Raw genomic sequence first — 12,270 nt, 5'->3', positions numbered from 1 at the left:
TCAGCTTTCAAGGGATTTCAAATTTTCCCTGTCACCATCATCTTATGTCAGCTGATACCTCAAAATAACTAGAATTTCGACTTATAGTTGTCCGAAAGTGGTACGGAATTTTACAATAGATAGCAAAAAAGGACAAGAACCTGTTGATGAATAACAAAAAACCTGAGTCGATTTTAAAACGGACTCAGGTCTTTGCATTGTTTCTACCTATAGAGTTCTAAGTTTATTACTTTTTATTGGCCAGCCATTTTGCTAACACTTTTGCTTGGTCTGCATCAACAAGGCCTCCAGGCATCCTTCCGCCTCCGTTAATGATTTGTTTTTCGATTTCCTGTTCAGACATCGATGAGCCAACATGCTTTAGACTAGGGCCGGCTCCTCCTTCAAGATTTTGACCATGGCAGGATATACAGCTCTTATTGTAAATGGCTTCAGCATTCATACTAGCCGGCTGCTTTTTAGGCTTTTCTTTATTTCCGTGGCTGCCATGATTCGCATCATCATTTTTCCCTGAACCTTGCGGACTCTTTTCAGGTGTAGCTGACAGTTTACCGCCAAGACCAAAGGCAACAACCTTCGTTCCGGTTACGTAAACTACAAATTGTTTCCCGTTTTCCACGTAAATCGACGGAGCCATCATAATCTGTGCTCCACCGCTTTTCGCATTCCATAAGACTTTTCCGGTTTTAACATCCATTGCGTTGACGGTTCCGTCCAACTCCCCGTAGAAGGCAAGGCCAGATGCTGTACTTGTGAAACCTCCACGCATCGGTTGTTTTATCTTATTTTGATAAACCTTTTTACCAGTATTCACATCAATAGCAGTGATCGTGCCGGATATCTCAGCACCTTTCGGGGTTATTACAACAGAAGTCCCCGGGAATAAACCATTTTTTTGTTCTAATTCTTTTTCGTCTTTCGCTGCCACCCCGATGGACGGCGCGTTAATACCTGGAATTAGGACATAATTAGTTGTTGGATCATAAGTTTCAGGGGCGTAGTTTTGTCCGCCTTCCACCCCAGGCCATTGAGGCTTAGCTGTCTTCTCATCCGTTGTCAGCGGTGAATGCTGGATTTTGACAAATGGAACGCCATCATAGATGGTATCACCTGTTTTCGCATCCCAAGCAAACCATTTTCCGTTTTTACCGCCATGTACAACTACTTTCTTTTTATTACCGCCAACGGTAGCATTGAGAACCATTGGAGTCGCTGCAGCATCATAATCCCACTCGTCATTTTCGACTTCTGATTTTGCCCAAACAAATTTTCCGGTTTTACTATCAAGAGCAACCACCGAATCTGTATAAGGATTTTTACCCGGGCGAGCTTTGATAAAAAAGTCAGGTGCAGGATTCCCTACGCCAAAATACATCATATCAGTATCCGGATCAAATGACATCGGGTTCCAGACAGCGCCGCCCCCGATAAATTTCCCCTTTACCCAGCCTTTCCCTTGCTCAGGAACCGTCCAGAAAGGCTGATCCCAGGCTGGACTTAAATCGCTTGCTTTAAAAGCCATAACAAAACCGCGAATTCCATTATCACCGCCGCTGCTTCCAACATAGACATTGCCTTTATAGTACATAGGGGCGGATGTTTCATAATAACGGTTTTCAAGTGTAACCCCTTTCATGTTCTTCGTATCCCAGAAATTAATCATTTTAACTAATTTTCCTGTTTTCGCATCAAGCTTGGCTAATCGATTATCTGCAATAAGTACAAAAACATTTCCTTCTGCTACCGCTACACCACGGCTGGCGACAACTTCTAAAAGGCTGAGATCCGCTTTATTAAGATGATCTTGAACCTCTTTAGGAGGTTGCCAGTCCCAAATCTTTTTTCCATTTGAAGCATTGATAGCAAACACTCGGTTAAAGGAAGTCGTAACATACATCACCCCATCTTTAACAACAGGATAGTCCTCAGAGGCATTTTGGACTTTTGTACCCCAAGTTGCTAAATCTGATTGCCAGACAATACCTAAATTCTTTACATTGTCTTTTGTTATTTTTGTATAGGGGACATTCCGGGTTTGTTGATAGTTATATCCCCAAATTGGAAAGCCGGTATCTTTTTTAGCTTCTGTAGTTTGTTTCTCGGTCGTTTTTTGCTTATTTTCATTTTTCGTCTGACACCCCGCAACTAACATTAATCCTAAAAAAGCTACGCTGATCGATTTTACATAGCGCTTCAACTTCAAAAAAAGACCTCCTATGCTATAATTTCTCGGGTGGTCAAATCATTCCCCTAATTGCCTCATTTTTTAGGATATTTTCAAGTTTCCCCTATTAAGAAGATACTTATATTAATTAGACCCGCCACTTTTTCTATATTGAGTAAAACCTGCCTTAATTATGCAAAAAAGAGGGCAGAATCTACTTAAAAATTAGAGAGGTCTTGTATCCTGTTTTTTGGTATTACCAATTAAGAATATTTACTAAAAATGGAGACAATCTATAAATAAGGATATTCATCTTTTTATCCTTAAAAATTAAGAAGTTAAATATTTAGGAGGGCGATTTATGAGGTTTTTTTCAAAGTTTACAAAAGCTGGATTTGCCTTAATTCTATCTTTAGGTTTTTTATTGGTTTCTTCCCAAAGTACTCTGGCTGCAGAAATTGGTTCTGCAGAACATAACGGAATCAAACTGACGATTAATAACTACACCATAAAGAACTATGGCCAAGAGATGGTGGTGTATTATACGATTCAATCAAAGTCAGGACAATTGATGGAAGGGAAAAGCCTTATGAATAGACCGGATTTTACGATTGGAAATAAGTTTGTTCAAGGAAATGATGCCTGGTATAAAAAAGTCAGCAATCAGCAATATCAAGGCGCAGTAACGGTGCAGCTGCCACAATATATCCCTGCTTCATCGAATGTATCCTTTAATACAGACAGCATTTCGAGTCAAAAAGGCCAATGGACGATTAATTTTGAAATTAAAAAGTAATGAATAAACAATTTATTACATAACAAAGCCTACTTCCTTGTTTTTAGGAAGTAGTCTTTTTCTATTAAGGTTTTGTGGAAGAAATATAAATGGATAAGAACGTGTACATCTTTTCAATCCCCTCACTCTTTTTATCAAGGACGACAATATAAACCCTTTCCATCAAAATGAGTAAATAAATTTACCATAATTTGTATAATACAGAAATATAGTAGGGCATCATAAGCTTGTTCTTTTTAAAATTAGATCCTCTAAAGGAGGGACCGAACTGGAACATCTCATGTTCAGCGATTCACTACATATTAAGAGTTCACAGTGTGAGGAGGTATTTTCGTGAAACGTTTTTTAAAGGCAACAGGTTCGGTTTTGTTGGCCAGTATGGTCCTTGTTGGCTGTCAATCGAATAATAACAAGAACAATACAAATAACAAGGAAGAGACCAAGGAATCCAACCAGTCCAACCAGACAAACCAGGTAAAGGAGACAGGATTCCCAAATTGGGGTTATGACATTCAACATACCCGACATGTGCCCTATAAAGAGATTACAAAAGATAATGTAAAAAAGATGGGGATTGTTTGGCAGCAGGATATCGTGGAATGGAATAAGGATGTTCCGAATTTACAAGAGGATTTCCCTGTTGTACAAAATGGGGTCATGTATGTAACGAGTGCAAAAAACCATGTGTTTGCAATTGATGCCGCAAGCGGAAAGAAACTTTGGGCATGGACACCTCCCAAGGAGGTACTTGACCACCTAAATAGTTTGCCATGGCAATCCAACGTGGCAAGCAGAGGTGTCGCAGTGGCCAATGGAAAGGTATATGTCTTGATGATTGACAATCGGCTGGCCAAACTTGATGCCAAAACCGGAAAACTGGAAAAAATGGTTAACTTCTGGGATCATGTTCCCTCCATTAAATTAGAAAACCGATACTATGAATCTTCAGCTCCCATGTATTATGATGGAAACATTTACGTTGGAAGCAGCGGCGGTGATAATGGTACTCGAGGCTTCGTTTGGGCATTTAAAGCAGATAGCCTCGAACCGCTCTGGAAAGAACCGTTTTGGACCGTTCCTGAAAGAGGAACCGGCTGGGCGAAAGGGAAATATACGGGTGGAGGTTCCGTATGGACACCGATGTCGTTCGATCCAGATACCGATATGATGTATTTTGCAGTAGGGAATCCAGCCCCTGACTTTTACGATGCAGACCGAAAAGGAAAAAATCCATATACGGATTCCATCGTTGCTTTGGACAGTAAAACTGGGAAATTTAAATGGGCATCCTCCCAAGTTGATCACGATCTATGGGATTATGACGCTGCCGCGACACCGATGGTTCTCAATGCCAAGGTCGGCGGGAAAAAGCAGAAGATTATAGTGGAAGGCGGAAAGAACGGGAAATGGTATGCATGGGAAGCCAAAACTGGAAAAACCATTTATGATGGTGTACCGTTTGTCAAAATTCAGCACTCAGCACTACCAACCGATGAGAGTAAAGTTAAACTTCAATGGCCGGGTACGCCAGGTGGCGAGAGCTATGCTCCAGAGACGTATGATCCCGAAACCAACTATGTACTGATTCCAGGTATTAATTACCCGAATTTAATGTTAGCACCAAAAGATGCGAAAGAGATTGCAAAAGATAACAATACCTTCCCTGGTACGAAAATCCTTCCTTTACCACATGACGTTGATACTTCTGGTACTATTACTGCTATCGACGTTAATACAGGTAAAAAGGTTTATCAACTCAAAACGGATGATCCAATGTATGGCGGATTCACAAGTACTGCTACGGGCCTTGCTTTTTACGGTGAATTGGACGGAACGGTGAATGCTCTCGATATTAAAAAAGGAAAAGTATTATGGAGCATGGAAAGTGGAGGAAAACAAATCAAAATGGCGCCTTCCATTTATACCGTTGACGGCAAACAATATGTCGCGATGATTACTGGTGGAACGAGGGTTGTGGTCTATGGCCTCGGCGGTAAGGAAAAGGCTGCAGCCCCTAATAAAAATGCCAAATTACAAGGGCAAGCCGATGTCGTTATCGATCCGGAAAAGGTTTACAAAAAAAGTTGTGTTTCCTGTCATGGAGATAATCTTCAGGGCGCAACTGCTCCAAACCTTCAACACATCGGTAAATCGATGTCCAAAGAAGACATATTGAATCAAATCTTAAACGGCGGCGACCGCATGCCGGCAGGCCTTGCTAAAGGTGCAGAGGCTGAAGCACTAGCAGAATGGCTATCTAAAAAGAAATAATGTGTTTTCTAAGAAGCAGTCCGAGTCCGATTCCTTCATTCGGACTCAGATTGTTTCAGGAAAAAAAGCGGTGAAACTTATAAACGAAATAAAAGGATGGTGGTAAAATGAGGAACCTATCGAAATATACTGTAAGTTTCAGTAGTTTCGCCTTAGTCATTTGCTTGCTCATCAGCTTCGTCTTCCCTGCTTTGACCAGTGCCGAATCCCAAAATCAGGGCTTAGGTTCTGCTGAAGATAACGGAATCAAGCTAACAATCGATGGCTATACCATTGTAAACCACGGTCAAAACATTAGGCTGAATTATACCATTCATACAAATTCGGATGTTCAAGTTGATCAGAATACCAGAAGCCTGATGGAAAGTCCGCATATTTGGATTGAACACACATTAGTTCGTGAAACTTCCGATACGTTTAAAAAGGTAGGGAAAAACGAATATAAAGGAACAATCGAAGCACAACTACAGCATTACAGACCTGAAAGTCCTCATATGACATTTGATACTCATGGGATTTTCAATCAAAAGGGCGATTGGACAATTAGATTTGTCCTTAATAATGCTGAATTCTAATATAAGATGTTGAAACCCAAAAATCATCCCGTATCATCCTTTAAAATGGTACGGGATTTGATTTTTTGACATGATATTTAATTGAGAACAAGACAATATTGATCAAACTGATTCATGCGGAAAGTGACAAACATTGAGGTACAAACTGCTAATTTTGTCGATATCTAATCAGAATTTGTAGATATTTCCCGGGAAGTTGTAGAAAATTGAAAAATAGTTTTTAGATTGCTTGCAAGTTATATCACCTAGCGATACGATACAAAAAAGAGCCAATCAGCCCCTTACTCACCATTTCTAGTATATAAGATGGTTTTGATTTATTTTTACGTTATATCGCCCAGCGATACGAAGATACAATCGACCAAATCTAAATATCCCTATTAAGGATAACACTATTTTAATTGAATTCCTCAAAGGCTACCTGTCCCTAATAATTTATCACTTTCTTCGAGTTCTGTATTTTGTTTAGATGCATATCGCTTAAATAAATTTTTAATACATTTTTACAACGTTAAGCAAAAAAAAAAGCCTTAGATAGGCATCTTATTTTCGGAATATGGAGAAAAATCCCCCCATTTTTCTTTAGGCTTTTGTATCGCTTGTTCTAAACGTTTATTAAAATCATTTTGCGAACTCCATTCTCTTTTCTGTTCGTCCCGCAAATTTTGTATTTCTTTTTGTAAGAATTCACTTTTTTGTATTTCTTGTTGAAGCAATGTTTCGTAATGGTTCTTTTGTTGTTCAGTTAATTTTTCAATTTTAGCTTGAGTTTTTTGCGCTGAATTTCCAATAGTAGAACTTATAACATGATGATCTTGCTGGAGCCGGGAAACCGTTATTTTAAGCTGAGACATATCGTTTGTCAGTTGGCCATTCATTTCACGCGCGGCTGCCAATTCATTCACTAAAAACATTAAAATCTCTTTTAATTGATTGGGGTCTTTGGGTAGATGTTCGTATGTATCGGTTGTTGAGATCTCTGTTTCATTGGACCCTTCTAATCTTTCCTTTTGTTGATACGCAAGGTCTTTAGCTGTATCGTCTAGAGGCTTGTCCGTATCGCGTAACGCTATAAGCGCTCCTATGTCAGATTGAACAAATATACGCCGATCACCATCTTTTAAAAACTCATATCCATTCCGCTCTAAGATTTGGCCATACTTTCGGACAGTAGGTGTTGCAATCCCCACTTCTTCTGCCACTTCCTTAGAAGTGAAAGCTCTTTCATTAGGTTGTATATCGCGTCGCATATCGTATCTCCTTTTCTATTAAATGTGAAGGTTTTTAGATTTATTTTCAAGTGTTATATCGCCAAACGATTCGAAACAAAAAAAGAGCCGATCAACCCCGTTCATGCTGATTCCTTTTAGAGATAACTAAAAGTAACTATTAGAGGCGAAGTGGTAGAACTGTCCCTTTAACCTCCTTCAGTTTTTTAACAAAAGTTTATTCAATTCACGTACTTGATCATATGCTTTCAATAGGTATTCAGGTACCAGTGTTCTTCCATATTCCCAAGCATTCTCTTCGATTTCTGCTAAAAGCTGTTCCTTTTCTTTCTCTTCACCATAAATGAGAGTCTTTAAAACTCTTGTATTTTTCCTAAATTCTAAATAATAACCAAGCTGAAGATAAAGAATAAGTTTCACAAAGTTTTCATCTGTTTCTTTAATCTTAAAGTTAAGCTTACCGTTATATCCGTTAATTTGCAGGTAGTTAAACTTTATCGTATTTGTCGCTACGTTATAACTCATCGGTGCAGTGAGTTTATTGCTGGATTCAACATTTATATTAAATTTGAGCTCTTGTAATGTACTTTTAATGATCTTCTCAATATTCCACATATAAAGCATTTTTCTTCACCCTTCCAAAAAACATTTTCAGCAATCGCAAGTGAACCTGATCTTGCTTAAATATAATATATCTTTACCATAAAGTTGTTTTAATCTAAATTGAAGCATTCTATCTTCTATAGTAATTTATTAAATGAATTCTTACGAAAGCAGCTGCCTTTTCCCAAACAAATATAAAATTGTCACATTGCAGTCGTTTTAACATTAATATACGCTGCATAATGTGACAAGAGTCATTTATCACAATTTGTTATTGAACTAAACTGTACCGCTGAACCGGGAAAGGATCTATTTTGGCTCTATTAAAATTGGTTGTTGGTTTCCGCTCCAATCAACTTTGGTTAAAAATCAACATTGTTCTTTAACATAGTCATTTTTTTTAAGTGATTTCTTAAAATTCCTTATTGGAAATGGAAACTAAATTACTTTTGAGGGGATTTATTTAATCGCAGTGGATTTATTTATGTAGAATGGAAAAAAGGCCTCTCACCAATTTAGTAAGCTGATGAAAGGCCTTCTGTTGCAGGGCGGGTTTTCTTTACACTCACTTGTCAATTTATAAAAGGAGGACAAAGAAACCTTTATTGACTTTAAAACCTTTCTATTAAGGGGTTTATAAGATTTATTACATTATGCCGCCCATTGGTTAGAGCATAAAATTAAATTAAATAGATTCATAAAGTCATTGATATTTATCCCCCCATTTTTTCATTCTGTTAAATGGTTACTTATGCTTCAATAGCTGTGCAAGATCATATAGAGAATGGTACTGTTTAATTTGATAGTTCCGTCCTTTTTTCTGCAAATACCTTTTATCGCAAAATTGTGTAAGCACATGTAATAAGTGCCGATAGGATACGCCCAAATAATCACAAACCGTTACGTGTTTCTCCTTATAAACGCCTTCATCTGCAGTTTCCAAAATAAAATCCGCAAGCCGGTTTTCAAGTGGGAAAGCAAGACTTTGAGAATATCTTGCGGCCAATAGTGATGCTTTTACACTTAGAAATTTGGTTAATTCACGTAGAAATTTCGTATCTTCCAGCAATTGTGTTCGATAGTGGTGAAAAGGAAGAGCAAAACAAATGGTCTGAGTCGAGGCTTGAATCCCTTTGGTATAGTACACGTCATTTAATAATTCCATTTCCCCAATGTAGTCATTTGCATTGATAAAATTAATTAAGGAAACTTTCCCATTTTGATGTGTCACATATATTTTTGCTTTTCCTTTAATAACATAAAATAGAAAATACGGTCTCATACCTTCTTGAATAATCCATTCATCCCGTTGATATTCGTGAATTTGTAAAAACTCTTTGATCGGAAATGAAAACAAATGTGCGATGGAGTGTTCTTCCAGATAGAGCTGTCTTTTATCATTTTTATAAATTTCCATATATCACCTCTTAAAATATGAGATATCTCATATTATTGTAAAAATCTTAATGATATTATGCAACCAATGGGGTGATAAAAATGAACACACAACGTTGGATGAGTAGTCAATTTTTTAGTTTTTTTATGACTTGGGGTATTTTTCTACCGTATTGGACCGGATGGATGATCCATACAAAAGGGATTACCGTTTCACAAGCTAGTTTGATTATGAGTCTAGGATTGGTTGCTAGAGGTCTCTCTACTTTGATCGCATTTCCTTATTTCTCGGAAAAATTCAGTAGTAAAACATTATTAAATGCAATGTCCATTGGTACAATCATCAGCCTTTTGAGTTATATCCCGGCAACTTCCTTTCCTGGCTTACTTTTAGCTACCTTACTTTTACATTTCTTTTATCCAGCATTAATGCCAGCTTTAGATAGTGCAGCAGGAACACTTGTACAAAATAAACAATTAGTGGATTACGGCAAGAGCCGTTCATTTGGTTCAATCGGATTTGTTGTGGCTGGCATGACCTTAACTTTGTTTACAGGGGCATTGGGTGATGAAGTAATCTTATGGGCCCTGTTACTAGGGACACTGATTTACCTATTTCTAGGTTTTATGAATTCACCGGTTATTTTATCGAAAAAACCGAAAATGGATCAAAATAAAAAACACGGAATGATGAGTTTATTCCGTATAAAACACTTTGGGTTAGTGCTTGTTATCGTGATTTTATTACAAGCAGCCCACGCCTCTTATTACAGCTATGGCTATATCTTTTTACAGGAAATCCATGCACCAAAGTACTTGATTGGACTCATTCTTAACATCGCCGTATTAGCAGAGATCATTTTCTTTTCCATTGCCGACAAGTGCTTTCAGCGGTCAATTGGATCCTTGTTAACACTGGCGGCACTAGGTTCCACCATACGATGGTTACTAGTATTTTCCTTTCCTAATGTCATTGTATTCTGTATTACACAATCTTTGCATGCATGCTCATTTGCAATGGGGCATTATGCCTTTATAAAATATTTGATCAAAAATATTAAACCCGCACAGATTCCGAAAGCACAAGGCATGTATTCAGCGCTTGCACTTAGTTGGAGTACTGCAATGTTCACATTTTTTGGTGGCTATTTATACGAAATTGGGCCAAGATATGCCTTTATCGGAATGCTTGTTTGTACCATACCATCAATGTTGCTTGCGGTTATATATCGAAAAGTGGAACTTAGAAAGGAAGGGTTAATTTCTATTTATTAATAGATATTGTCGAACATGACTGTAGATTATGTCCTCCACCTTTACTACCTCATGTTCAATACCATAATTCACAAATTCTCCAAGCAGTGTTTGATAATTTCTTATGTTTTTCTGGATTGTTAAACCTTCTGTCTTCTAAAAAGTCCTGAAATGCAAATTTGAGCAAAAAAAACCACTCCCTAAATTTTATAGGAAGTGGTTATTGCTATTGATATAATTTTTTACATAACTACTTCTCAAAATGGGGGGAAAATAGCTATAACTATTTCTCAAATGTAGGGCTCAAAAGCCTTACATCATGCCGCCCATTCCACCCATGCCGCCCATGTCAGGCATTGCAGGACCAGCTGGTTCTGGCTTATCAGCCACAACTGCTTCAGTTGTTAAGAACATAGCCGCAACAGATGCTGCATTTTGAAGAGCAGAACGAGTTACTTTCGTTGGGTCAACGATACCAGCTTCGATCATGTTTACCCACTCGCCAGTAGCAGCATTGAAGCCTGTGCCGACTGCTTCACGCTTTAAGCGATCAACGATAACAGATCCTTCAAGGCCAGCATTTTGAGCGATTGTGCGAACTGGCTCTTCCATCGCACGTAATACGATGTTGATACCTGTAGCGATATCACCTTCAGCTTGAAGTTCAGCAACCTTGCTGTACACATTTAGAAGGGCAACACCACCACCGGATACGATCCCTTCTTCAACAGCTGCACGAGTCGCATTCAAAGCATCCTCGATACGAAGCTTACGCTCTTTTAATTCTGTTTCAGTTGCAGCACCAACTTTGATTACTGCTACACCGCCAGCTAATTTAGCTAAACGCTCTTGTAATTTTTCACGGTCAAATTCAGAAGTCGTTTCTTCTAATTGTACACGGATTTGGTTCACACGAGCTTGGATTTCCTCAGTTGCACCAGCACCTTCAACGATTGTTGTGTTTTCTTTTGTCACAACAACCTTAGAAGCACGTCCTAAAGATGTGATAGTTGCAGTTTTAAGGTCACGGCCAAGTTCTTCTGTGATTACTTCACCGCCAGTTAATGCAGCGATATCTTCAAGCATTGCTTTACGACGGTCACCAAAGCCCGGAGCCTTAACAGCAACTGCATTGAATGTTCCGCGAAGCTTGTTCACTACTAATGTAGATAATGCTTCACCTTCGATATCTTCAGCAATCAATAATAATGGTTTACCTTGTTGAACGACTTGCTCAAGAACTGGTAAGATTTCTTGAATGCTGGAGATTTTCTTATCAGTGATTAAGATATATGGATTTTCTAATACAGCTTCCATTTTATCGGTATTCGTTACCATGTAAGCTGAAACATATCCGCGGTCAAATTGCATACCTTCCACAACATCTAGCTCAGTTGTGAAACCTTTTGATTCTTCAATAGTGATAACACCATCGTTGCCAACACGCTCCATTGCTTCAGCGATTAATTGACCTACTTCAGTATCATCAGAAGAAATAGCGGCTACTTGTGCGATAGACTCTTTTCCTTCAATTTGTTTTGAAATTGATTTTAATTCACCAACTGCCGCAGCAACTGCTTTTTCAATCCCTTTACGGATTCCCATTGGGTTTGCACCAGCAGTTACGTTCTTTAAGCCTTCACGAATCATCGCTTGAGCAAGAACTGTTGCAGTAGTTGTACCGTCACCGGCAACATCGTTTGTTTTGCTTGCTACTTCAGCAACGAGCTTTGCACCCATGTTTTCGAATGCATCTTCTAATTCGATTTCTTTAGCGATGGTTACACCGTCATTTGTGATTAAAGGTGAACCAAATTTTTTCTCAAGAACCACGTTGCGTCCTTTAGGTCCAAGAGTTACTTTTACTGCATTTGCAAGTGTATCTACACCACGTAGCATTGCGCGGCGCGCTTCTTCACTAAACATAATCTCTTTAGCCATTGTTCAAAAAACCTCCTCTGAATTTATAAAAACTATATTTTT

The 12,270-nt window shown here is 38.4% G+C and carries 9 protein-coding genes; 4 read left to right on the top strand and 5 right to left on the bottom strand.

The window, feature by feature from the left end; all coding sequences use genetic code 11:
• Positions 1-226 precede the first annotated feature (226 nt).
• On the bottom strand, positions 227-2,203 hold the full coding sequence (locus RCG21_RS03915) for an outer membrane protein assembly factor BamB family protein (protein WP_308912885.1): 1,977 nt from the start codon (positions 2,201-2,203) through the stop codon (positions 227-229).
• A 322-nt stretch (positions 2,204-2,525) separates the two neighbouring features.
• On the opposite strand from RCG21_RS03915, the gene RCG21_RS03910 reads away from it, so the two are divergent.
• The 3 genes from RCG21_RS03910 (at position 2,526) to RCG21_RS03900 (ending at position 5,806) form a co-directional block, all read left to right on the top strand.
• Positions 2,526-2,960, top strand: a complete 435-nt coding sequence (locus RCG21_RS03910) for a hypothetical protein (protein ID WP_133339643.1) — start codon at positions 2,526-2,528, stop codon at positions 2,958-2,960.
• 333 nt (positions 2,961-3,293) lie between these two features.
• Positions 3,294-5,231, top strand: a complete 1,938-nt coding sequence (locus tag RCG21_RS03905) for an outer membrane protein assembly factor BamB family protein (protein ID WP_133339645.1) — start codon at positions 3,294-3,296, stop codon at positions 5,229-5,231.
• Between the two features lie 107 nt (positions 5,232-5,338).
• Complete coding sequence (locus RCG21_RS03900; protein ID WP_133339647.1) at positions 5,339-5,806, top strand: hypothetical protein; 468 nt, start codon at positions 5,339-5,341, stop codon at positions 5,804-5,806.
• A gap of 530 nt (positions 5,807-6,336) precedes the next feature.
• Here RCG21_RS03900 and RCG21_RS03895 read toward each other — a convergent pair.
• From RCG21_RS03895 to yeiL, 3 genes are all read right to left on the bottom strand, one after another.
• Positions 6,337-7,056 (bottom strand): hypothetical protein, encoded by a 720-nt coding sequence (locus tag RCG21_RS03895; protein ID WP_308912884.1) that lies wholly within the window; start codon positions 7,054-7,056, stop codon positions 6,337-6,339.
• 177 nt (positions 7,057-7,233) lie between these two features.
• Positions 7,234-7,659, bottom strand: coding sequence for a hypothetical protein (locus tag RCG21_RS03890; RefSeq protein ID WP_133339651.1), 426 nt, complete (start codon positions 7,657-7,659; stop codon positions 7,234-7,236).
• 724 nt (positions 7,660-8,383) lie between these two features.
• The gene (yeiL, locus tag RCG21_RS03885) at positions 8,384-9,055 is read right to left on the bottom strand and encodes a transcriptional regulator YeiL (protein ID WP_133339653.1); all 672 of its coding nucleotides are present in this window, start codon (positions 9,053-9,055) and stop codon (positions 8,384-8,386) included.
• Between the two features lie 80 nt (positions 9,056-9,135).
• Here yeiL and RCG21_RS03880 point away from each other — a divergent pair, with 80 nt between their 5' ends.
• Complete coding sequence (locus RCG21_RS03880) at positions 9,136-10,308, top strand: MFS transporter (protein ID WP_133339655.1); 1,173 nt, start codon at positions 9,136-9,138, stop codon at positions 10,306-10,308.
• A 291-nt stretch (positions 10,309-10,599) separates the two neighbouring features.
• Here RCG21_RS03880 and groL read toward each other — a convergent pair whose 3' ends face one another.
• The gene (groL, locus tag RCG21_RS03875) at positions 10,600-12,228 is read right to left on the bottom strand and encodes a chaperonin GroEL (RefSeq protein WP_133339657.1); all 1,629 of its coding nucleotides are present in this window, start codon (positions 12,226-12,228) and stop codon (positions 10,600-10,602) included.
• Positions 12,229-12,270: the final 42 nt, after the last annotated feature.

Origin of the sequence: Bacillus salipaludis (genome assembly GCF_030938565.1) — a bacterium.
Classification (GTDB): domain Bacteria; phylum Bacillota; class Bacilli; order Bacillales; family Cytobacillaceae; genus Neobacillus; species Neobacillus salipaludis_A.
Note: the sequence above shows the minus strand (reverse complement) of the source record. Positions and strands in the feature narration are given on the sequence as shown.